At 37.5% G+C, this 24398-nt stretch carries 14 protein-coding genes; 9 read left to right on the top strand and 5 right to left on the bottom strand.

Annotated elements, in window-relative coordinates; all coding sequences use genetic code 11:
* Positions 1-2: 2 nt before the first annotated feature.
* The 4 genes from B0A80_RS01320 to B0A80_RS01305 form a co-directional block, all read right to left on the bottom strand.
* Entirely contained in the window at positions 3-1991 is a 1989-nt protein-coding gene (locus tag B0A80_RS01320; protein ID WP_089076157.1) for a GAF domain-containing hybrid sensor histidine kinase/response regulator, read from the bottom strand.
* Positions 1992-2168: 177 nt separating this feature from the next.
* Positions 2169-3299, bottom strand: a complete 1131-nt coding sequence (locus tag B0A80_RS01315; protein WP_089076156.1) for an efflux RND transporter periplasmic adaptor subunit — start codon at positions 3297-3299, stop codon at positions 2169-2171.
* A 4-nt stretch (positions 3300-3303) separates the two neighbouring features.
* Complete coding sequence (locus B0A80_RS01310) at positions 3304-7683, bottom strand: CusA/CzcA family heavy metal efflux RND transporter (RefSeq protein WP_089076155.1); 4380 nt, start codon at positions 7681-7683, stop codon at positions 3304-3306.
* Between the two features lie 83 nt (positions 7684-7766).
* Positions 7767-8144: a hypothetical protein gene (locus B0A80_RS01305; RefSeq protein WP_070908338.1), complete on the bottom strand. Its 378-nt coding sequence runs from the start codon at positions 8142-8144 to the stop codon at positions 7767-7769.
* A 695-nt stretch (positions 8145-8839) separates the two neighbouring features.
* Between B0A80_RS01305 and B0A80_RS01300 the strand changes: the two genes are divergently transcribed.
* The 8 genes from B0A80_RS01300 to B0A80_RS01265 all read left to right on the top strand — a co-directional run bounded on the left by B0A80_RS01300 (position 8840) and on the right by B0A80_RS01265 (position 20128).
* Positions 8840-9472: a nitroreductase family protein gene (locus tag B0A80_RS01300; RefSeq protein WP_070908337.1), complete on the top strand. Its 633-nt coding sequence runs from the start codon at positions 8840-8842 to the stop codon at positions 9470-9472.
* 33 nt (positions 9473-9505) lie between these two features.
* Entirely contained in the window at positions 9506-11026 is a 1521-nt protein-coding gene (locus tag B0A80_RS01295; RefSeq protein WP_070908336.1) for a pyridoxal phosphate-dependent decarboxylase family protein, read from the top strand.
* The gene (locus B0A80_RS01290) at positions 11004-13445 is read left to right on the top strand and encodes a GNAT family N-acetyltransferase (RefSeq protein ID WP_089076154.1); all 2442 of its coding nucleotides are present in this window, start codon (positions 11004-11006) and stop codon (positions 13443-13445) included. The genes B0A80_RS01295 and B0A80_RS01290 overlap by 23 nt, the downstream gene beginning before the upstream one ends.
* 17 nt (positions 13446-13462) lie before the next feature.
* On the top strand, positions 13463-14815 hold the full coding sequence (locus tag B0A80_RS01285) for a lysine N(6)-hydroxylase/L-ornithine N(5)-oxygenase family protein (protein WP_089076153.1): 1353 nt from the start codon (positions 13463-13465) through the stop codon (positions 14813-14815).
* 264 nt (positions 14816-15079) lie between these two features.
* Positions 15080-16912 carry an IucA/IucC family protein gene (locus B0A80_RS01280; RefSeq protein ID WP_089076152.1) on the top strand — a complete coding sequence of 611 codons (1833 nt, stop codon included), beginning with the start codon at positions 15080-15082 and terminating at the stop codon, positions 16910-16912.
* Positions 16912-18318, top strand: coding sequence for an MATE family efflux transporter (locus tag B0A80_RS01275; protein WP_070908332.1), 1407 nt, complete (start codon positions 16912-16914; stop codon positions 18316-18318). The genes B0A80_RS01280 and B0A80_RS01275 overlap by 1 nt, the downstream gene beginning before the upstream one ends.
* A 161-nt stretch (positions 18319-18479) precedes the next feature.
* Entirely contained in the window at positions 18480-18722 is a 243-nt protein-coding gene (locus B0A80_RS01270; RefSeq protein WP_017495693.1) for an acyl carrier protein, read from the top strand.
* A gap of 17 nt (positions 18723-18739) precedes the next feature.
* Positions 18740-20128 (top strand): AMP-binding protein, encoded by a 1389-nt coding sequence (locus B0A80_RS01265; protein ID WP_089076151.1) that lies wholly within the window; start codon positions 18740-18742, stop codon positions 20126-20128.
* 185 nt (positions 20129-20313) lie between these two features.
* Here the strand turns inward: B0A80_RS01265 and B0A80_RS21060 are convergent, their stop codons facing one another.
* Entirely contained in the window at positions 20314-22701 is a 2388-nt protein-coding gene (locus B0A80_RS21060; RefSeq protein ID WP_089076150.1) for a TonB-dependent receptor, read from the bottom strand.
* 456 nt (positions 22702-23157) lie between these two features.
* On the opposite strand from B0A80_RS21060, the gene B0A80_RS01255 reads away from it, so the two are divergent.
* A complete protein-coding gene (locus tag B0A80_RS01255; RefSeq protein ID WP_089076149.1) occupies positions 23158-24264 on the top strand; it encodes a PepSY-associated TM helix domain-containing protein in 1107 nt (368 codons plus the stop codon).
* Positions 24265-24398 lie beyond the last annotated feature (134 nt).

Below are 24398 nucleotides of genomic sequence, written 5' to 3'. Positions count from 1 at the left end.
TATCATAGTTCTTTTAAATATTTAATTACTTCAATTATGCCACAATGAAAAATATTTACCTTATCTGCTGCGTCGTTTGTAAATTTTTCAGTCCTGGCTTCTTCTTCGATTACAGCTAAACAATTACTGAGATCATCCAACATAAATAAGTCTAAACTGGATCTCATGTTATGGGTCAGGTTTTTTACTTTTATGAAATCATTATTTTTAAATGCTTCCTGAAGCAAAACTTCTTCATTTGGTATTTTTTCGATAAAAAGATTGATCATGTCCTGTCTGAAGTTTAAATCACCACATGCCATCTCATCAATAAGAGATAAATTTACTTTTCTCTTACGCGTTACTTTATACTCCGGATTCATTACTGCTCTTATGGCTTCTAAAAGCACCGGCTGTTTGAACGGTTTCGGTACATAACCATCCATCCCTACATTATAACAACGTTCTTGTTCGCCTACGAGCGAATGTGCGGTCATGGCAATAATCGGAATACTCGAATTCATTTCATTTCGAATATAATCAGTAGTCTGATATCCGTCTTTAACCGGCATTTGAAGATCCATCAATACCAAATCGTATTCATTTTTCGATAAAAGCTCGATGCCTTCTTCTCCGTTTTCTGCTATTTCCAATTCAAAACCAAAATTATGAATGACACTTTTGGCCAGTTTCTGGTTTAAAACATTGTCTTCACAAAGCAATATTTTTAGTTTCCCCAAACTTTCTCCTGATATTTCCTCATCAGTTTCTTGAATATAATCTGCTTTTTTGTAATTAATAACAAAGAAAAATTCCGATCCTCTGTTCTCCTGACTTTTTACATTAATTTCGGCATCTTGTAATTCAATTAATTGTTTTACGATATTAAGTCCTAAACCAGTCCCTCCAAATCTTCTTGTGGTGCTGTCCTCCGCCTGAGTAAAACGTTCAAAAATAGTTTTCAGTTTTTCGGGAGGAATTCCAATACCTGTATCTTTAATGGAAAATTTAAGCAAGTAATAATCCTCTGTTTCTTCAATCACTTTTACCGAGACCGTCACTTCTCCTTCATGAGTAAACTTAAGTGCATTGCCTATTAAATTAACCAATATCTGATTTAATCGTCCTTCGTCTCCAATAACAATTTCTGGCATATCAGCATCCAGAAAAAGATTGAATTCTACTTCTTTAGAAACCTTTATTTTAAGTAAATTGTAAATATGTCTTAAAGTGCTTTTTAAATTGAAAGGCATGGCTTCTATGGTCAGATTACCGGATTCCATTTTAGACAAATCCAGAATATCATTGACAATTAAAAGCAGATTTTCTCCTGCTATCTGCACGCTGTTGATATAGTCCCGCTGAACAGTATCGAGTTTCGTCTGCGCAAGCAGATCGGTAAAACCAATGATACCATTTAAAGGCGTTCTGATTTCATGACTCATATTAGCCAAAAAACTGTCCTTTGCCAGAACGGCTTTCTCCGCAATCTTTTTCTGCCTGTCAAGCTCAATATTCTTTGTTGCCAATTCCAGCTGACTGATTACGTGTTTTGCTACAATTCTGAGTGCATTTCGCTGATCTTCATTCAGTTCTTTTGTAACATGATCAATGGCACATAACGTTCCAATATTATAACCGTCCGGCGTTGTCAGCGGTATACCGGCATAAAATCGAACTTTAAAACCACCCGTAACATTAGCATCGTCTTTAAATCTCTCATTTAAAAAAGTATCATTTATTTCAACCATTTTAGATTCTAAAATAGTGTACTGACAAAAAGAAATTTCGCGAGGCACCTCAGAAACGCCGATTCCAATTTCAGATTTAAACCACTGTCTGTTCTCGTCTATAAAGGAAATATGAGCTATTGGTACATCACAGATATAGGATACTAATTTGGTTGCATCATCAAAAGCATGATCAGGTAGTGTGTCAAGTATATTGTAACGTTTTAGAGCAGCTAAACGCTCTGATTCGTTGACCGGTATTGGAAAGTTGGAAGTTTTCATTGCAGCTAGTGGTAAACTTGGATAAATATAAAAATAATTTGAGATAAAATGTTCTTTTTTTACGACCGATCGTTTGGATATGACGCATAAAATCAAATACCTGAATTTAATAAGCAATCACATATTAAATTAAATCAAAACAATACAAAAGGCAGCTTAAAAAAGCTGCCTTTTGTGTTACTGATCTCCTTTATTCATAAAGCTCATTAAAAGTGTATAAGCATTTTGGATTACAATCTTCGAAGATTGATCTATAATTGGCGACTTTATCTGTCGGTATCCGTACCCTGAAGATCCGGTTTCTACCGGAACCATCTTATAGATTCCGTTTGTACTTACCGAAAAAACAAAAAACTTACCCTGCCATCTTACCACAGCATCTTCCGGAACTGTAAGCGCTTTTGCATTGTCAAACTCTGCCTCAGCATTAATAAAAAGTCCAGGAATTAACGAACTTTCATACTGATTCACTTTACAAATCACCTCTGCTGCACGATCATCATTTAGACTTTGATTGATATAAGCAATTTTTGCCTGGTACTTTTTAGACGGATTAGCATTGGTAAAAGCCGTAACGGTTTGCCCTACCGAAAGTTGCTGTATGTCTTTTTCAAAAACATTCATTGTCAGGACAATGTCGCTCATTTCGATTAATTCAAAAAGCATGTCGGTCGCCGAAATGTATTTTCCCACATTCACATTGATCTTAGCAACCAACCCATTGATTGGTGAACGAATCACAACCGTTTTGCTTATCGTTGAAGCGGTGAGTTTTTTGACATTAATCCCTAACAACCCCAGCTTTTGGGCTAACGATGACATATAAATGTGTTGTGTCTGCATCTCAGTTGCAGTCTGTTCAAACAACTTATCACTACTTGCTTTCTTGGCATTAAGTTCCTTTTGTCGGTTAAACTCACTCTGAGCCAATTGAAATTTTTCTTTCGCGGTAAGATAATCCTGTTGCAATTGTATGTATTGCATGTCCTCGACTACCGCCAATACTTGTCCCTTTCTAACATGCATACCTGCCATTAAATCCGTTTTTTTGATGTAACCTCCTAAAGGAATACTCACTGTAACCACACTCTTCGGAGGTACCGTCACTGTTCCCTGAAGCTGTAATATTCCTTTTACTGCTCTTTCTTCAGGATAACCAATAATCAATTTTGCATTTTGGATCTGTGCATCGCTTAATTGAATACTGTTTTCGGGTGTTAGTACTTTTTTACTTTGTGCTTCTTTTTTGTCGCTCTGGCAGGAAACCAAGCATAGAAAAACAAAAATGATACTGCTATATATTTTCATTATTTTATAAATTATTAAGGGTTTGCCAATCAATTACTGCTTTGTTGTAATCATTAATTCGGTCTAAATATTCATTTTTTATGGTGATCGCCTGATTGACCACTAAAACCCATTGCAGGTAATCGATATCTCCATTTTCCAATTGACTGTTGGCTGTATCGATAATGATTGTCGCATTTTTTAATCCTTCATTTTCATAATAGGAAAGGCTTTCTTTGTATTTTTCGATTTCATTTACCGCATTGACAATCTCTGTCTTCAATTCAATCTTTGTAGTTTCTGCCTGCATTTTGTACGCTTCATAATCTACTTTGGCAGCTTTATTACGCGCGGACTGACTGCCGAAAAAAAGAGGGACTGATAACCCAAAATTGACATAATTAAATCTCTGACTTCCATTGTAATAAACATCCTGACCTGCAGCGCTGGTTTGTGTTCCGATGATGCTTAAATTATTATAGCCAATGGTAATATCAGGTAGTATTTTGGACTGTTCCGTTCTCCATCTCCATTTTGCCGCTTCGGCTTCGTACATTGAAAGTTGTACCTGAGGAAGCTCTGCAGTATCTTTATTTTGATGTAATGAAACCATAAAATCATTTTTTACAGTCTCTGAAGCGGGCACATGAACCATACTATCCTGAAGAACCGTATTAAACGTTTTAAGCGTGATGGCGATATCTTTATTCACCATTGCAAGCTGGTTCATATAAAACTGCCGTGCAGATTGAGAAGCGGTTTTTTCCAAAACATTAGTTTCTCCCGTTTTGTAGCGCAGCTCTGATTTCTGTTCCATTAATCTGTAAATAGAATCGGCATAAGTCAGCAATTCCTTTTTACTGTTGAGCCAGATGTAATAATAAAATAAGTTCCTCACATTCGACTTAACCTGTTGCACTGTTAGCTGCGATTCTGCTTTTGCGGCATTGTGATGTTCTATCAATACTTTTTTCTGATTCGTATATACTGTTGGAAAAGCAAAAGTCTGACTAATACCAAAACGGGTGTCGTTTACAGCGCTATTAAACTGACCATAATCGGCAGTAAAAGCTGTTTTAGGAATATCAAAAGCCGATTTTTCTAATTGTTCTTTTGATCTCTCATTCAATTGAGAAGATTTAATTCTTCTGTTGTGCTGCATCGCTATTGATAAAGATTCTTCAAGCGAAATAGATGCATCTTGTGCCTGAACCGAAGCCGTAAGAAACAAAGCCAGCACTAGTAAAGTCAGTTTATCCATCTTATGTTTTTTATTTTTCTTAGAAAAAACTTTGGTATGATACGTCATTAAATAAATCGCAGGAAGTACAAAGAGCGTAAGCAAAGTAGCCGTAATCAGTCCGCCAATAACGACCGTGGCCAGCGGACGCTGCACCTCTGCTCCTGCGCCATTGCTCAAAGCCATAGGTAAAAATCCTAAAGAAGCAACAGCGGCTGTCATCAATACAGGACGCAACCTGTTTTTTGTTCCGGTAATGATAATTTGAAGCGGATCGGTAATTTCACCTTGTTTTTGTATTCGGTTGAACTCGGAGATTAAAACAATTCCATTTAAAACAGCTACGCCAAACAAGGCAATAAAACCAACACCAGCCGAAATACTAAACGGCATATCCCGCAACGCCAGTCCAAAAACACCGCCAATTGCCGATAACGGAATGGCAGTAAAAATGATAATGCCTTCTTTAAAAGATCGGAAAGCAAAATACAACAGCGCCAAAATCATAAACAAAGCGGCCGGAACCGCAACTCCCAGACGGGATTTTGCCTGTTGCAGGTTTTCAAAAGTACCTCCATAGGTAATGTAATAACCCGGAGCAAATTTGATCTGACTGTTTACTTTCTTTTGCAATTCTTCAACAATAGATTCAACATCCCTGCCTCTTACATTAAAACCAACAATAATTCTCCTTTTAGCATCTTCCCGCTGAATCTGGTTCGGGCCTTCCACTTCTTTTACCGAAGCGACCTGGTACAACGGAATCTGCATTCCGGAACGGGTTGAAATCAGTAAATTTCGAACATCCTCAATATCTTTCCGTCCGCTGGCTTCTACACGTACCACCATATCAAACTTTTTTTCTCCTTCATAAATACTGCCTGCTACAGCTCCTGCAAAAGCGGCATTTACGGTTTGATTGATGTCTGAAACATAAATACCGTATTTCGCCATTTCTGCCCAATCATAGTCAATAACAATTTGTGGCATTCCGGTAACTTTCTCCACATAAAGATCTGTAGCTCCTTCAACAGTATTACTAATGGCTCCCAACTGCTCGGCATATTGAGCCAGTTTGTCCAAATCTTCTCCGTAAATTTTACAAACCAAATCCTGCTTTGCTCCCGTCATTAATTCGTTAAAACGCATCTGAACCGGAAACTGAAAACCAGTCGTAACTCCCGGTGCAACCTCTTTAACGGTTTGGGTCATTTGATCTGCTAATTCAGGAAACGAAGAAGCACTGGTCCATTCTGATTTATCCTTCAGGACAATAATCATATCACCTCCTTCTATAGGCATAGGATCTGTTGGAATCTCGGCACTCCCGATTCTCGAAACGACTTTTTCTACTTCCGGATAAGTATTTTTTAATGCAGTCGAAATTTTCTCAATGGTTGCTGTCGTAGTTGACAAATTTGTTCCCAACAATAAACGAGTTTCTACGGCAAAATCACCTTCTTCCAATTGTGGTATAAATTCACCGCCCATTCGGCTAAAAAGCAACAAGGCGATACCAAACAAAACGAAAGCTGAAATCACAATCCCTTTTCTAACCTGCAATGCTCGTGACAAAACTCTTTCATAATAAGACTCCAGATTTGTCATTATTCGATCCGATAAATTCGGTTTATGATTTATTTTTTTGCTAATGAACAAAGCACTTACCATAGGAACATAGGTAAGCGACAGTATAAAGGCTCCTAAAATGGCAAAGGCCACCGTTTGTGCCATTGGCTTGAACATCTTTCCTTCGATGCCTTCCAGTGATAAGATCGGAAGGTATACGATCAGAATAATAATCTGTCCAAATACCGCAGCGTTCATCATGCGTCCTGCTGATCCCGTCACTTCCTTATCCATCTCTTCTTGTGAAATAGAATCGATTTCTTTGTATTTTTTGGAGGAATGAATATGATGTAAAATGGCTTCCACAATAATCACCGCGCCATCGACTATCAAACCAAAATCAAGCGCACCCAAGCTCATTAAATTCCCGCTCACACCAAACGTATTCATCATGATAATGGCAAACAGCATGGCCAAAGGAATTACCGAAGCTACAATAAAACCTGCTCGCAAATTGCCTAAAAAAAGTACCAGTACCAATACTACAATCAGAGCCCCTTCTATAAGATTCTTCTCTACCGTTCCAATAGCATTATCTACCATTTTAGTCCGATCTAAAAAAGGTTCTATTTTTAAACCTTTGGGTAAGATTTTCTCAATTTCAGCAACTCGTTTTTTAACCTTTACGATCACATTACTGGCATTCTCTCCTTTAAGCATCATTACAATTCCACCAACCGACTCGCCAATATCATCTGTCGTTAAGGCTCCGTAGCGTATGGCAGAAGACATTTTTACCTCAGCAATATCTTTAATCAGAATTGGAGTTCCGGCCTGTGTATTTTTGACAATAATATTCTGAATGTCTTTTATGTTTCGAGTCAATCCAACACTTCGGATGTAAAGTACCGTTGGCCCTTTTTCAATATAGGCCCCACCCGTATTTTCGTTATTACTGTTCAGGGCTGTAAAAACTTCTTTAATAGTCAGGTTCTGCGCTTTAAGCCGCGACGGATTAACGGCAACCTCATATTGTTTTAGTTTCCCTCCAAAAGTAGCGACATCGGCAATTCCGGGAGTTCCCAGAAGCTGTCTTCTTATTGTCCAATCCTGAATAGTACGCAGGTCTTCCAGAGAATACTTCGTTTCATATCCGGGTTGCGGTTTCAAAACATACTGGTAAATCTCGCCCAGACCTGTAGTTGCGGGTGCCATTTCAGGAATACTCGCGTTCTCTGCAATTTCTACTTTTTGCAATCGTTCTACCACCTGCTGACGTGCCCAATACACGTCTGTATCGTCAGCAAAAACAATCGTAACCAACGAAAGTCCAAAACGCGAAATACTGCGGCTTTCTTTCAGCTGCGGTATATTACTAATCGCCTGTTCGATTGGAAATGTAATTAAGCGTTCCACATCTTCGGCTCCCAAAGACGGAGCGGTTGTAATAATTTGTACCTGATTGTTGGTGATGTCAGGAACGGCATCAATAGGTAAACGGGTTACTTCAAACACACCATAGATAATCCATAGCAACGTGAAGATCCCAATTACCAGTTTATTTTTAACGGAGAACTGTATGATCTTATTAAGCATAATTTAATTTATTTGAATATAGTAATGCCAGGGCTAAAACATCAAAAATGTCTTAACCATAATAAAAATTCTATAAAATCAAATTAGGCTACAGGAGGGCGAAATACCGAAAACAAGGAAGGATTTGAATACAAATCTGAGGTATAAGGAGTTGTACCCGATGGTGAAAATCCAACGGTAAAAGGAATATAAAATACCGGTTTGTCCTGCGGAACAAACACCAGCTGTACGTAAGGTCCGGATATGTTCTTAAACGGAAGCTGCATATCACGATCAGAATCATTGTCTTTTAAATCTTCTCCCCAATAATGCATTTCCAAAAAATCAAAAAAACTGATATCATGTCTTTGCTGATGTTCCTTAAAATGCTCCAGCAATATCGGCAATTTATAAAACTGCTGAAAGAACCCAATATTGGATACAATTAAAAAGATGAAGAGATATATAATGATTTTTCGCACCTCACAAATTTAAACGATGTCACAAAATAATTTTACACTTACAACAAGAAGCTACTAACTTTTATGACTTTATTTATTTATAGCAACAAAAATTACAATTATCACATTAAAAACTAAAAATTAAAGAATTTTATCACATTTAAAAGTTAATTCAAAACAACTATTCTCAATTTAAAATTAAATTAATCCATCCTGAGGCATTTTTACTCAAAAAAGAGCTTCAAAATTCTAAAATTCCCACCCCTTTTCTATTTCAAAATGGACGAGAATAATTCCATAAAAATTTTGCTGAAAAGTTCCTAAAACTAGGCTAAATGCTACTTCCCTGCTGGTTTGCTCTCCTCATTTAACTTCTTGTAAGAATCCAAAATAAAACAAGTGTTTTCGCCTCTCTTTTTATCTGTAAAAATTACACGTAACTTCTTTTTTACAATTTAATAATAGCTGTAAAAAGACTTTAAACACTAAAACATAAATTACTTAAAATCAATATATTAAATAATAAAAATCAAAAAGATTTAAAGACAAGTGTACGTTCATTCGTATAAATTTTAAAAAAAACTTTTTTTTCTGTCAGATAAATTTATACTTTTGTTTCGAACTATTCTTATTCATTCTAAATAAGAATTACTTACAAATTTATTTTTATTTGGCCAAAATAAAAAAGAATTTTCTTAGAAAAATTTCCAAAATAAATGAAAATTAAGAACAACCCCAGCAAAATCAAGCTATCAGACTCTTCTTATAAATTAAACAAAATTTCGAAGAACATCCGTAACAGGAGAAGCGTCTATGCCAATCAGTTTATCAAGGGAGAATTACCGGATCAATTGCTTGAAGAAATTTTGACGAATGCCACTTGGGCTCCTACTCACAAAATGACAGAACCCTGGAGGTTTATCGTTTTTAGGGGCAAATATTTGAAGAAGTATGGTGAATATATGGCTCACTATTACAAAGATTTTTATACTGAATTATCTCCGGAAGATCAAAAAGACAAGCTTTCTTATCTCGAAAATTATCCGCTCAATGCAGCCTGCATGATTGGAGTAGTCCTGGTGAAAAACACCAAAATTGACCTGCCTGAATGGGAAGAAATTGCTGCAGTCTCTTCAGCTGTACAAAATATTGCGCTTACCTGCCATGCTCATAAAATGGGCAGTTACTGGAGTACCAAAGGAGTAGCTATCGATTATGTGGCAAAATTTGGTCTCTCAGAAAATGAAAAATCACTAGGGCTTCTTTATCTGGGATATTATCCCGAAGCCTTAAAACCTTCCAAAAAAAAGAGAACCCCTTTATCTAAAAAAGTCGTCTACCTCGACTGAAAAATAACTTTAACCCCTTAAAACAACTATTTTATGAATACCACATTGATCCGTACAGAAGTCACCGAAAAAGGAGTCCAGCAGGACCAGGATTTTTATAAAGACATTTTCCATCAAAACTCCGGAACAGAATACGCTCAAGCCATGAAATTAGCACAGGAACGTGTTTCGAATTTCCTAAAAAATAACAAAAAACCTTTCAGCGGAATCAAACCTGAGGAAATCAGAGCCAAAGTTGAAGAGATAGATTTTGACACTCCACTACCCGATTACGAAAGTCTGCTGAACGAAGTAGACGAGCTATATGTTAACCATGCTACTGCCTTCCACCTTCCGGAATATATTGCCCACCTAAACTGTCCCGTTGTTATTCCCGCACTAGCTGCCGAAATTCTGATCAGTGCCATCAACTCCTCACAAGATACTTACGACCAAAGCGCCGGTGGAACTTTTATCGAAAGAAAACTGATTGACTGGACAAGCGAGCAGATTGGCTATACTCAGGGCGATGGTGTTTTTACAGCGGGAGGCTCTCAAAGTAATTTAATGGGGCTGCTATTGGCGAGAGATTACTATGCTTTGCAGTATCAGAAATGGAATATCAAATTGGAAGGTCTTCCTCCGGATGCACACAAATACAGAATTTTTGTTTCGGACAAGGCGCATTTCAGCAATCATAAAACTACCTGGGTTTTAGGTCTTGGAGAACAGGCAATCGTAAACGTCGGAGTAGATCAAAGATACCGTATGGATCCTGAAAAACTGGAAAAAGCGATTGCGGACGAAATTAGAAGAGGAAACATTCCAATTGCTATTACCGCAACAGCAGGTACGACCGATTTCGGTAATGTTGATCCTCTAAAAACCATTGCTGATATTGCCAACCGCTATAATTTATGGCTTCACGTAGATGCAGCTTATGGATGTGGATTATTACTGACAGAAAAACAAAGGCATTTATTAAACGGTATCGAACTTGCCGATTCTGTAACCATCGATTACCACAAATCGTTCTTCCAGCCAGTGAGCAGCAGTGCTTTTATTGTAAAAGACAAACTTCAGCTCAACATTATCAAGCATCACGCGGATTATTTGAATCCAAAAGAACAAAATTACGATGTGCTTCCGGCTCAGGTTAATAAATCGATTGTTCAGACCACACGCCGTTTTGATGCTTTGAAACTTTGGTTTACGCTTCGTTATATGGGCAAGAAAAAGCTTGGACAATTTACTGAAGCCTTAATTGAAATCACTCAACAAACTGCTGCCTACATTGAAGCCGATCCGAATTTTGAACTGTTATGCCACTCTGATATTGGTATTTTATTGTTCCGCTATCTGGACGGACCCGTTGAATCAAACTCTTGTGACGTCAACAAATACATCAAAGAGAAGCTTTTCTATGGCGGAGAAGTACTGGTTGCCAGCACCAAAGTAAATGGGGAATTCTACCTGAAATTCACCATTTTAAATCCTCTTACCACCCTAAATGATATTAAAAACATTCTTAACCTCATAAAACAAAACGGAGATGAATACCACAGACTCAACTAATTTTTACCAACTGGCAGAACAAGTAAACTACAAATCCCTGCTCAATTGCTATTGCAGAGAATTTAGCAATTGGATCCAATACGAAGGTGTTCCGAAATACGACCCTGCTTTGGCCGAATTTATGAAAACTATCGATCATAGCTCTTTTCTTAAATTTGACTTCACTGCTATTGGTCAGGAAGTTTTTGCTCCTTTGGTTTATTTTTCTGAAAGTGGCGTACATGCTTTCGGATTTCCCGTAGTGTCACGTACTATTGCAACAGATGCATTCCGGGAAATAAATCCAATCGAATTTACGGAACTTGTTGCGGCTTATTCTAAAACAGAAAATCCTGATATTGATCCTGTTCCTACGCAAAAACGCATGCAAAACAGCATCGAGAATCTGGCACTTTATCTGGAACATTACAAAAACAGTGACCGTACAGCCAACAATCCGGAACAGTCTTTTATTGCTTCTGAACAATCTTTGATCCTGGGACATACCGTACATCCGTTGCCAAAAAGCAGAGAAGGATTTACAAAGGACGAATTGGTTCAATATTCTCCTGAAACCCAAGGACAATTCCCGCTCCACTATTTCCTGATCCATCCGGAAAATGTAGCCGAAAAAAGTGCCGAAGACTATTTGATTACCGACTATCTAAGAAAAGAAGTTTCGCAATTTGCTGATAAAAATGCCACAGAATTACTGGATTTCTATTCGCAATACAAAATAGTACCGGTTCACCCTTGGGAAGCGACTTATTTATTGGAGCAAAAAGAGGTGAAAGAAATGCAGTCTAAACAGCTTCTTTTCAGTTTGGGGCAATTTGGACCTTCTTATGCAGCGACTTCATCTGTTCGTACCGTTTACAATGCCGACAGTGAATGGATGTATAAATTCTCTTTGCATGTAAAAATCACTAATTCCTTCCGTGTCAATTACCTACACGAATTAAATCGTGGTTATGATGCCGCACAGCTGATGAAAACAGATTGGGGAAAAGGAATCCAGAAAGATTACCCTCAAATTCAGCTTATTACTGATCCTGCGTTCATTACAGTGGTTTATGAAGATAAAATTATTGACGGTTTCAGTACCAGCATTCGTCAAAATCCTTTTCATGGAGCCAACGCTAATAAAAATGTGACGCTGGTAGCTTCTTTGACACAGGATAACATTTTGACTGAACTCCCAAGAATCGTAACTCTGATTGAAGAATCGGCCAAAAGACAGGATTTGACAGTAGCAGACACTGCTATTGCCTGGTTCAAACAATACCTGAATATTAGCCTTACGCCTTTAATTGGTATTTTCAACAAATACGGATTTGGTTCAGAATTTCACCAACAGAATGTAATGGTTGAATTCGATGAAAATCTTTTCCCTTCAAAATTCTATTTCAGAGACAATCAAGGATACTTTTTCCGTCAGGGACAAGTAGAAGAACTGGAACGTTTGATTCCGGAATTTGGTAAAGACAGCCGTTCTTTTATTGCTGAAAAAAGAATTATTGATTTCTGGGGGTACTATTTCTTAATCAATCACTTGCTTGGAATTGTGAGCGCTTTGGGTAAGAACAAACTTGCCGACGAAGATACACTGCTTAACCTGATTTACGAAGCGATCAAAAAAGAGGGAGAATCAGATGTTACAGGTTTAGTCTCCCATTTCACCGAAAGTGTCAAATTAATCGTAAAAGGAAATTTACTAACCAGTCTAAACAATATGGATGAGGCCAGTGCACCAAGAACCAATCCGGCGGTGTACAAAACTTTCCCAAATCCTTTAAACAGACACTTTTTCTCTAAAAAATTAATTCAGCCACAAGCAAACACTACTGTTTTCAGCCGTTATTTTGAGAAAGAAAATGTAACAATCACCTTGCGTCCGGTAGATGTCGACAAAGATTTGGAGATGCTTCACGAGTGGTTTCACCGCGAACATGCTTTAAAAATCTGGCAGATGAACTGGCCCATTCGCGATTTGGAGGTATTTTATCGCACGTTGCTTCCGGGTGGTCACTCGCACAGTTACATTGGAGAAGCTAATGGTGTTCCTACTTTTAATATCGAAGTGTATTGGGCGAGCCGTGACATTGTGGGAGAATACTATGACGTACTTCCGTCTGATTATGGAACGCACCAGTTTATCGCACCAACGGATCCGAAACTAAAATACGGTTCTCCGGCAACACAATCTATGATGGATTTTGTATTGAGCGAATCAAAAGTAGGCAAAATGGTAGGTGAAGGTTCTGTAGATTCTATCGCTTCGATGATGAACAAAGCTCACGTTGGATTTAAAATTCAAAAAGTAATCGAAATGCCTCATAAAAAAGCCAATCTGAACTTTTGTTACAGAGAATGGTACTGGGCTAAATTCCCGGCTGCCGAAGAGTTTCAAAAAAATATCGTTTCAGCCCCACAAGTTTAATTCATAAAATAACCACAATGAATACAGAAAAAATATATTCGGTAATCGGAATTGGAATTGGTCCTTTCAACCTTGGACTTGCCGCACTTATCGAACCCATTGAAGATTTATCGGCACTGTTTTTTGATCAGTCGGAAGGATTTGACTGGCACCCGGGTTTAATGTTAAACAATGCCACTTTACAGGTTCCGTTTTTAGCCGATTTGGTTACAATGGCCGATCCTACGAATAAATACAGCTTCTTAAATTACATCAAACAAAGCGGACGTGCTTATAAATTTTACATCCGTGAAAATTTCTTTATCTACAGAAGAGAGTACAATGAATATTGCAAATGGGCGGCGGCTCAGTTAAGCAACCTTAAATTTTCGCACAAGGTGATTTCAATTGACCCTGTTGATGATGTGTATAAAGTCACGGTAATCAATACTCAGACGTGTGTTACGGCTGTTTATTATACGCATAAAATAGTTTTGGGTACGGGAACTTCACCTCATGTTCCTGATTTTATTGACACCGAAGCTCTTCCAAATGTGATTCATGCCTCTCAATATTTGTATTTCAAACCTCAGATTCAGAAAAATGCGTCGGTAACAATCATTGGTTCAGGACAAAGTGCTGCCGAGGTATTCCGTGATCTTTTACCGGATACGGAAGACGGATTACAATTGAAATGGTTCACCCGCTCGTCACACTTCTTCCCGCTTGACAATAAATCTAAGCTGACTTTGGAGTTGACTTCTCCGGAATATGTAGATCATTTTCACAGTCTTTCGGCACAAAAAAGAAAACAGCTTTTAGACAGTCAGCATGGGCTATACAAAGGGATTGATCACGAATTGATTAACGAGATTTTCGACAGCTTGTACGAGATGAGCTTAGAAGACACTCCACTAAATGTAGAATTGCGTTCGAACATGCGTCTGACTTCGGTAAAAGAAGATACGGATGGTTCGCATTTACTTGATTTTGTACAAACAGAACTGGAGCAGCCTTTCGAGGATCAAACCGATTATGTGATTCTGGCAACGGGTTACAAATACAAAGAACCTGCTATTCTTTCAGGAATTCAGGACAAAATTGGCCGACTGGAAAATGGCTTATTCAAAGTACATCGCAATTATACTATTGACAAAAACGGTACGGATATTTTTGTTCAGAATGCTGAATTGCACACGCATGGACTTTCGACTCCGGACTTAGGAATGGGTGCTTATCGAAATTCGTACATCATTAACCAAATCGCTAATCGTGAAGTGTATAAGGTTGAAAAACGCATTGCTTTTCAACAATTCGGAGTACAAAGAGCAACTCCTGAATTTTCATCAGCGAATGTTTTGGAATTAGTAAACGAGCAAGTAAATCATTAGATCTTAACCCATTTGATGTAATTAAAAAACACTTAACACATAGAACCTATGTTTCTATGTGTTAAAAAATAATAGAACTATCCATGACTACTAGCATGATGCTAAAAATAGCCACAGATTAGAAGATTTTCACAGATTACTATAATAATTGTGTATCAAATCTGTGTGAATCTGCAAAATCAGTGGCAAAAAACATTTTTGCGGCACATTAGTCACAAAAAATAATTACAGTCAACCATTAGATCATACTAAAAATCAACTCAGATGATAACCCCAGAAAATACCTTTAAAGACGCTCAGCACCTCAACGCCGATATTTGGAATCAGGTCAATCGAAACTTACTCGCCAAAAGTATTTCGGAATTGATGCGTGAAGACGTCGCAAACCCTCAAATAACCGCTAAAGATGAGGATGGCCTTACTCATTTCAGATTAGAAACCGACACCGCAAGTATTTACTATACTTTTTCGGCTTATCCGAGGTTTCTTAACTATTGGCATATCGTTAAAGACAGCCTTTGTAAAGTGGAGCATGAAGTAAAATTAGAGCATATCGATGTCCCTAATTTCTTTATCGAACTTCAGGAAACCTTTGGTATTAACTCTTTTACCCTGGCTCATTATATCGAAGAGTTACTGCACACCTTATACGCTGATGCTTTCATTCAGTCAAACCGTCGTGTGCCTGCTGCGGAACTGGCCGATGCTGATTTTCAAACGATCGAACACAGTCTCGATGGGCACCCGTGGGTAATAGTCAACAAGGGGCGTATTGGTTTTGACTCGGAAGATTATACGAAATACAATCCCGAGTCTGATCAAAGAACACGTTTAATTTGGATTGCTGCTCATAAAAACAGAGCTAATCTGCGTTTACAGACCGATGTGGACGATCAGGATTTTTATGAAAATGAAATTGGAAAAGAAAAACTGGATGCCTTTAGAAGCAAGTTAGCGACATTAAATGTAGATCCGTATGATTATGTTTTTATTCCGGTGCATGTATGGCAATGGCAAAATAAACTCGTGATGCAATTTTCTAATGATATTGCTTCCAAACATCTTATCCCATTAGAATTAACCGAAGACATTTACAGTCCTCAACAAAGCATCCGTACTTTTTTCAACGAAAGTGCACCTCATAAACATTATGTAAAAACATCAATGTCTATTTTAAACACCAGTCATGTCAGAGGTTTGTCTCCTAAACAATTATTGATAGCGCCACGTTTGACTGAGTATCTGAAAAATGTTCTTAAAAAAGACGAGCACTTGCAAAAAATGGGAGTTGTACTTTTAGGCGAAGTCGTTTCGGTTACCTATGCCCACCCAAGTTATAGTAAAATTGACAATCCTCCTTACCAGTACAATGAATATCTGGGTGCTATGTGGCGCGAAAGTCCTATAAATTCCCTTAGAGAAGGAGAGAATTTAATGACAATGGCGGCATTATTATATGTAGACAACACCGGAAAAAGTCTTGTACAAGAACTTATAGAAAAGTCAGGTCTTTCTACAGAACAATGGCTCAAAGCTTATATGACTGCGTATCTTAAGCCTGTGCTTCAGATTTATTACCAGCATTCGTTATCTATCGATCCACATGGGCAAAATGTGATTCTGATTCTAAAAGATTATGTGCCAACACGTATTGCCTTGCAGGACTTTGTGGGAGATATTTTAATTAATGAAGAAGCAAAGAAAAAATTGCCACAGGAATTTATTGATAACTTGTTTAATGCATCTCCAAATCCGGAAAATGCACCGTTAACAATACTAATCGCCATTTTTGATGCCTTCTTCAGATACCTGAGTCACGTTATGATTACAAACGCTAACTATACAGAGAAGGAATTTTGGAATTGTGTTTACGACATTATCATCGAATATCAGGCAGAACATCCTGAGCTTCAGGAAATCTTCGACAAGTACAATATGTTCATACCTGAATTCAAACGTCTTATTTTCAATAGCCGACGTTTGTATAATGGTTATGAAGAAACGGCCGGATTTCCACACATGAAGAAAAGTGGTTTTGTACCGAATCCGTTACATCAGTTAATCCATGAAAAAATAGTAACAGCAAAAGAAAACTAATGAAAGAAGCCCTTTTAAAAACACGCTCCTTCTTTGGTTTATTAAGGCGTTCTCTTGCCGGAAGTGAAAAAAACTTCACTTCGGGCAGCATTAACAAAACCATTCTTTTACTGTCAGTTCCAATGGTGGTTGAGCTTCTGATGGAATCACTATTTGTATGTTCCAATCTGTTCTTTGTTAGCCGATTGGGTACGAATGCTATTTCAATTGCGGGAGCGACCACTACTTTCATCACTTTTTGTTATTCGGTTTCCATTGGTTTGGGGATAGCGGCTTCAGCGATGATTTCCAGAAGAATTGGCGAGAAAAAATTCAAAGCGGCAGGTCAGACCACCATGCAGGTGATTTATGCTACAGTGCCTATTGCCGCCCTGATTAGTATTGTCTGCACCATCTGGACCACCGATATTATGAGTGCCATGGGACTTTCGGATGCTATGGTTGAGGAAGGAAGAACTTACGGCATCGTCATGTTTGCTTCCAGCGGATTTTTGATTCTTCGAATCGTCGTAAATGGAATCTTTCGAGGTGTTGGAGACGCCTCGACTGCCATGAGAATACTGTGGCTTTCCAATGCATTGAACATTATACTGTGTCCCGTATTTATTTATGGCTGGGGTCCTGTTCCGGCATACGGTTTATTGGGAGTTGGACTGGCTACTTTAATTGCGAGAGTAATTGGAGTGCTGTATCAGGCCTGGTATCTGATAAGGGCAAAAACCATGTTAAAAATTGGTCTGGCACAAATGGTCTTTAATCTTGCTATTTTCAAAAGAGTACTGAAACTGGCTTTTGGCGGTACCGTACAATTCATCATTCCGGCATCAAGCTGGGTGTTCATGATTAAGATCATGTCGCATTTTGGCGAAAGTGCTCTTGCAGGTTACATTCTGGCACAAAGAGTCACTTCTATCGCTACGATGCCGGCTTGGGGTCTTGGAAATGCAGCAGGAATTTTAACCGGACAAAATCTGGGAGCGAAACAGCCCGAACGCGCCGAAAAATCAGTTTGGAGAGCGGGAATGTTAAACATGGGATTTCTGGTTTTAATTGGAATTTCCTGGATATTCCTTGCTGTTCCGGTCATAAAAATCTTTACTGATATTCCTGAGGTGATCTCTTTTAGTACCATGTACATTCATCTAATTTCGATAGCCTACATCTTATTAGGTTATACGATGGTGATTTCAAGAGCCCTTAATGCTGCCGGTGAAGTAAAAGTGGTGACCTGGCTATACATCCTAATGTTCTATGTCATACAGATTCCGCTTGCCTATGCTCTGGGAATTTCTTTTGACCTGGGATCAAACGGTGTTTTTACAGCCATCCTTGTTTCAGAAATTATATTGGCAGTGGCTTGTATTGTCGTCTTCCGAAAAGGAAAATGGAAACATACAAAGGTTTAATAAAATCAAAATTCAAAAAAATTGTTTCACGCAGATTTTAAAAAGATTGAGCAGATGTACACAGATTATTAAATCAAATTGAAATCTGCCTGAATCCGCAGAATCTGCGTGAAAGAGTAACACAAATAAAAAATATCAATTTAATATTAAATAATAGAACAATGAGTACAATAGAACAATTACACGGAGTATTTGCAAGAGCTTTTGAAATTCCTGTTGAATCAGTAAACGACGGACTGGAATATCAGGCTATAGCCGAATGGGATTCGATGAGTCATTTGGTATTAGTAGAAGAACTTGAAAGTACTTATAAAATCTCAATCGAAATGGAAGACATTCTGGAGATGGGAAGTGTAGCAAAAATTAAAGACATTCTTAAAAAATACGGATTTGAAATCAATTAGAATAGACCACTAAACTTATGGAACTATACGATTTAATCAGAAAAAATGAAAAACTGACTTTTACCGACGCCAGTACCGGAGTTTCAAAATCTATTGCAGAAATGGATCAGTCACTGGAAATCGAAAACATCCGTTCAGTTGTTTTTATTTACAATGACAATCAGTTACCGGCTATTGAAACGCTTCTAAATTTTTACCAGAGCAGGTTTACGATTGCTTTGTTGGGAATGGGTTTACTTGAAAATTTTAAGGAAAATCTGGAACAGAAATATACTCCTTATTATATCTACGACCCTACGCGAACTGAAATAGAAGGTTATACGGCGGTAAATGCATCAGAAACGATAGTATTGTTTAAACGAAACGTAAATTTAATTTACCCGATACATGCCAAAATAAAACTTTTGCTAAGTACTTCCGGGACTACAGGATCGCCTAAATTTGTTAGGCTTTCTGATGAAAACCTGGTGCACAATGCAAAATCGATTATGGAGTATATGCCAATCCGGTCAGATGATGTAGTGCCTTTAAATGTACCTATTAATTTTGTGTATGGCTTGTCGATTTTTACCACCAATTGTATCAAAGCCAGTCAGATTGTTTGTACGGATAAAGATGCTTTTCAAAAAGAATTCTGGGCCGATTTCAAAAACTACGGATACTCTACCTTAGGTGGAGTTCCGTACTTCTATGAGATGTTGTACAGTATCGGATTCTTCAAGAAAGATCATCCTTCCTTACGTTACCTGACTCATACGGGCGGAATGCTGAACCACAAACTAATTGAGGCAATTTCAGATTTTAATGAGAAATTCGGCAAACAATTCTTTGCTCAGTATGGTCAAACGGAAGCCTCCGGTCGTATGGCTTATCTGCCTCCGAAAGATCTGCTACGAAAAGGAACTTCTATTGGTTTACCAGTTAAAAATGGACGTTTTGAGATCGATAACGAAACAGAGGAATTGATTTATATTGGTCCCAATGTCTACGGCGGATATGCCAATGTGAGAGCCGATCTTCAGTTTTATGAGGAAAAGGAAAGGCTCCACACCGGAGACAAAGCCCGAAAAGATGAAGAAGGTTACTACTATATTGTTGGCCGAATCAAACGAATCGTTAAATTGTTCGGAGTACGTCTCAATCTTGACGAAACAGAATTATTGCTGAAAGATGCATTGGGCGGACAAACGTTTATCTGTATCGGAATAAACGATAAACATCTGGCCGTAATGTACACCGACGAAAATCTGAACAAAGAATTGATTCTGAAAGTGCTAAAAGCCAAACTAAATCTTCATGCCAGTTCTTTAAAAGTGATGCACATAGAAGACGTTCCGCTTACACCAAACGGAAAAGTAAACTATCCTTTACTTAAGGAGTCACTGGAATTAGAAGGAGCTTTATAGTTTTTCAATCACAGTTTTCAGTCGCAGTTTACAGTCGTATTACCTAGTTTCAGTGTTTACTGATTACTGAGACTGTAAACTGTGACTTTTTTATATCCTTCCAAAACAAAAAAGGCTCCTGACAAAACCGCGTCAGGAACCTTTTAAATAAAAAAACAAAATAATACTATTTGAAAAGCTATCTCTTAGAAGCTATATCCCAGTGCTAAATTAAATCTGGTACCGTTTCCTCTTGTATAATTGGCATTTGTACCGAAAAATTGCGAAGTCGTTGGATAATAATCGGTATTGAATATATTTTCAATTCCAAGTTTAACACGGATGCTATCTGTTACTTTATAAGCAGATGCCAGATTCCATAAATTGAACGAATGAATTGGTCCTTCACCAATGGCATAAGCTCCTTTTGCATTTGGTTTGAAAACATCACGATCACCAACGTACATCCAGTACAATTCAACATTTAATCTTTTACCGCCATACTTTGCGTAACCTGTAATTTTAACCGGAGGAATTCGGTTTGATTTCAAATAAATATCGTTTGGTCCGTAAAAGTTCCCGTCAGAATCTTTATCCCCTCTTCCCTGTACATTTGCATAGTTACCCCCTACTGTCAATTCCTTAAGAATTTGGTAATCGGCCTGAACTTCATATCCCCAAACTCTTTCCGGCAAACGTTCTGCTACTAAAAATCCGTCTACCTGAATCAAATTGGTTCCTAATTTTGATGTACTCAAATAATAAGAAGCACTTAAATTGAATTTCCCTAACTGACTGCTAAAACCTCCTTCATAGTTGTTGACAATAATTGGTTCTGTCTCTAACTTAGAGATGGCATCCTGTTTTGCATTGGTTAAAACCCTTCCTAAATCAAATACAGAAAAAGCCTGAGAAAAACTCACAAACGGATTGAAGAATTTAAATCTTGAATATCGAATACCTGTATTAAAAACAAAAGCATCATAATTAAGTTCACCACCTTTTACAGCGATACTTCCCGCTCCATTTGCACCGGTAGCAAGAGTATTATAATCGTCGATATTGATTTTAATATTTTCTGCACGTAAACCTGCTTTTACATTCCAGTCACCAAACAACTGTGTCGATAATTGCGCATATGGTGCCAAATTGACCATATCGATGTTCGGAACCCAAACACGTCCGTCAACCAGTTTTTGATTCGTTTTATCGTTTAGTAAATCGAATCCGTAAGTCACATCACCTGTGAAGTTTGACGAAATTACAAAAGGAGAATTCAAATATACTCTTAACCCTTTTTTAGTAGATGCTGTTTGTGATTGTCCGCTTCCGTAGAAAAAAGTAGAGTTAGAAAATGCCGTCAGGAAATCCTGAAAATACAAGTTAGCTGTAAGTGAAGTGCTTCCAAAAATCCCTCTGTTTACATATTGAAGATTAGCGTTATGATTGTAACGATTTCCTTCGTCTACACCAGGCCTGTTACCCAATACTCCAATTGCCGGGCTTACACCGTATACTCCATTTTTAAGGATAAAATCCGAATCCTGATTCGAACTGAAGTAATTGTACATGAAGTCAATTCTTTGCTTAGGAGTTAAATCGTAACCTACTTTGGTAAACACATTATACGTTTTAGTTTCCCCTAATCCGTATTCAGGAGAAATAACCTTCCCTCCTCCATCACGAAAAACACCCGTTTTTTCATAAGTTCCGCCTACCATATAGTTAAACTTACTGATTTTTCCGTAAAACTGCTGATTGAATCGGTATCCTAATGTACTGTCACCTTTTATATTTCCGTTAGTTCCTGCCTCACTGTATCCGGCAAATTTCTTCTGAGTTTTACCTGATTTTGTAATGTAATTAATCAAACCTCCGTCAGCACCATTCCCATAAATGGCAGTTGCTCCCTTAATGACTTCGATACGTTCAATTACCGAAGGATCTATAGAACGCAGTTCACGTCCTGCAGATTTCAACGGTGTCGATTGCGGAATCCCATCAATCAAAACTAAGGGATTTCTTCCGCGAAGTGTCTGACCGTAATTCCCTGTATTGTTTGTACCCGATCCCAAACCCGGAACTGCAAATGCCACAGTATTGGCAATATTTGAACTTACAATTGATAAGTCTTCAATATCCTTAGCGTTGATTACGGTTACCGAAGAAGGTGTTTTTGATAAGGTTTCTACTTTTCTGCTCGCTGAAACGATAATTTCATCGAGTTGGTCACCATTGTCTTCAGAAGCTCTGGTTTCTTTACCATTAAATTTCAATTGCAAAGTCACATTGGTCGTTTCATTGTTGGCAACCGTAACTTCCTGTTCAATCGTTTCGTAACCCGATAATGAAGCTTGTAGTGTATAAATATTCTCTGCAATTTTGTTCAGTCTAAAGCTGCCGTCAATATTTGAAATGGTTTTATATCTTGAATTTTTAAGTGTAATAATAACTCCCGAAGCCGATTTTCCGTCAGAGGTTGTGATTTGTCCTTTAATTTTTCCACCATTTTGTTGTGCAAAAGAAGAAAAGACTGAAAATAAGAGGCTGATAATAAATAAAAACTTTGATGTTCTTAAACTAAGATATTTCATTGATTTTAATTTTTTGGTTAGTGATTTTATTCTTATTTAGAATTAATAAAAACAGCGCAAAAATAAAGATTAATAATTGTTTAACAAGTATTATTTCGATTTATTCTATAGAATATTTAATAATTCATGCGCCTTTGTCAGAAAATAAATCCGTTTCTTGATAAAAAAGCAATATTGCAACTGCGGCAGCTTAAAAAATTGTACGAATGTCACAAAACGATTCAAAATCAATCTGTAAGTTTTCTCTTCTCAAAGTTTAAGACTACTCCATTCAAAAGTTAATAAATGAGCATTTTTGAGGTTTTACGGTTCTTTTTTTCATTTAAAAAATAAAGATTTAGTCTAAATAAGTATAAATTTGCGACGCATTTTCTGTGGATTCAAGTTTAATTCCAACAGAAAATGATGCTATTACGGTGTGAACCGGAGTGCCAATAAAACCAAATAAGCTACTAAATGAAGAAAGGAATAAAAAAAACGATCAGACAAATACATTTATGGCTGGGGCTTGGCTCAGGTTTAATCGTTTTCATTGCGGCCTTAACCGGCAGTATTTTAGTTTTTGAAAAAGAAATTGACTCATTCTTACATCCTCAATACTATCAGGTTTCATCTGTAGGAACTACCAAAAAAACGATTGATTATTGTACAGACGTTCTTCAGAAACAATACGGCATCAAAAAAATCACCCGAATTTATACCTTTAATGATCCTTCGCGTACCTTCCAAATTCTGGCAAAGGATGCTGATAAAAAGGCACAGTTTTTTTCTATTGATCCTTATACCGGAAAAGTGCTCGCCACAACACCTCAGGAAAGTCGATTTTTTGTGGTCGTACTTTCACTCCACAGACAACTGCTAATGGGTGATGCCGGTCAGCTTATTATGGGATCTTCCTGTATTATCTTTGTTCTGATGCTGCTCACAGGTATGGTGTTATGGTGGCCGAAAAAAATTAAAAATTTAAAACAACGACTAAAGGTAAAATGGAGCGGTTCTTTCAAAAGAATCAATTGGGATTTTCATTCTACTTTTGGCTTTTACAGCTTTTTAGCTTTACTTATTATTTCGCTAACCGGTCTTTCCTTCGCCTTCGACTGGTTTCAAAATGGTCTTTATTTAATGGCCGATGGAACAACCAGTAAAAAACTGTCTTTAAAAGTAGAGAATCCAACAAAAATAGATCCTAAACTCAATAATACTGCTTTTTACCAAAGTATTTACAATAAGACCGACAGTATTTTTCCTTATACCGGAAATATCCAAATTAGAATGCCGGTGGATACAATTAATAGTATTACCGTTCTGAAGGAAGATCTCGAAAGAATCATTCCACATCAATCCAGCTCGGCTTATTTTGATAAGTATACGGCGGAAAATATTGAAAACAGACCTTATAAATCCTATTCAAACGGTGACAAACTGAAACGTTTGATGTATCCTATTCATACCGGAAGTGTTTATGGATTAACCACCAAAATAATTGCTTTTTTGGTTTGCCTTTTTGCTGCGACATTACCAATTACGGGACTAATTATTTGGCTCGGCAGAAAGAAAAAGTAGCTTTTTGATAAAACAAATCATCTTATTCGGTTGTTGTATTTCTTTGGAAAAATTTTCTTACCTATTCGGTAATTAGGATCCTTTTGCTGTGTTCTTCGAAATAAAAACAATCGTAAGTTGCTATATTTCAAAAA

The sequence above is a fragment of the Flavobacterium tructae genome (genome assembly GCF_002217475.1).
GTDB classification, from domain to species: domain Bacteria; phylum Bacteroidota; class Bacteroidia; order Flavobacteriales; family Flavobacteriaceae; genus Flavobacterium; species Flavobacterium tructae.
Note: the sequence above shows the minus strand (reverse complement) of the source record. Positions and strands in the feature narration are given on the sequence as shown.

What these genes read in the sequence shown, in the direction of transcription:
- B0A80_RS01255 (WP_089076149.1), top strand. Translation starts at nt 23,158, where the DNA reads ATGAAGAAAGGAATAAAAAAAACGATCAGACAAATACATTTATGGCTG.
- B0A80_RS01290 (WP_089076154.1), top strand. Translation starts at nt 11,004, where the DNA reads ATGAATACCACAGACTCAACTAATTTTTACCAACTGGCAGAACAAGTA.
- B0A80_RS01270 (WP_017495693.1), top strand. Translation starts at nt 18,480, where the DNA reads ATGAGTACAATAGAACAATTACACGGAGTATTTGCAAGAGCTTTTGAA.
- B0A80_RS01295 (WP_070908336.1), top strand. Translation starts at nt 9,506, where the DNA reads ATGAATACCACATTGATCCGTACAGAAGTCACCGAAAAAGGAGTCCAG.
- B0A80_RS01275 (WP_070908332.1), top strand. Translation starts at nt 16,912, where the DNA reads ATGAAAGAAGCCCTTTTAAAAACACGCTCCTTCTTTGGTTTATTAAGG.
- B0A80_RS01265 (WP_089076151.1), top strand. Translation starts at nt 18,740, where the DNA reads ATGGAACTATACGATTTAATCAGAAAAAATGAAAAACTGACTTTTACC.
- B0A80_RS01300 (WP_070908337.1), top strand. Translation starts at nt 8,840, where the DNA reads ATGAAAATTAAGAACAACCCCAGCAAAATCAAGCTATCAGACTCTTCT.
- B0A80_RS21060 (WP_089076150.1), bottom strand. Translation starts at nt 22,701, where the DNA reads ATGAAATATCTTAGTTTAAGAACATCAAAGTTTTTATTTATTATCAGC.
- B0A80_RS01280 (WP_089076152.1), top strand. Translation starts at nt 15,080, where the DNA reads ATGATAACCCCAGAAAATACCTTTAAAGACGCTCAGCACCTCAACGCC.
- B0A80_RS01320 (WP_089076157.1), bottom strand. Translation starts at nt 1,991, where the DNA reads ATGAAAACTTCCAACTTTCCAATACCGGTCAACGAATCAGAGCGTTTA.
- B0A80_RS01310 (WP_089076155.1), bottom strand. Translation starts at nt 7,683, where the DNA reads ATGCTTAATAAGATCATACAGTTCTCCGTTAAAAATAAACTGGTAATT.
- B0A80_RS01315 (WP_089076156.1), bottom strand. Translation starts at nt 3,299, where the DNA reads ATGAAAATATATAGCAGTATCATTTTTGTTTTTCTATGCTTGGTTTCC.
- B0A80_RS01285 (WP_089076153.1), top strand. Translation starts at nt 13,463, where the DNA reads ATGAATACAGAAAAAATATATTCGGTAATCGGAATTGGAATTGGTCCT.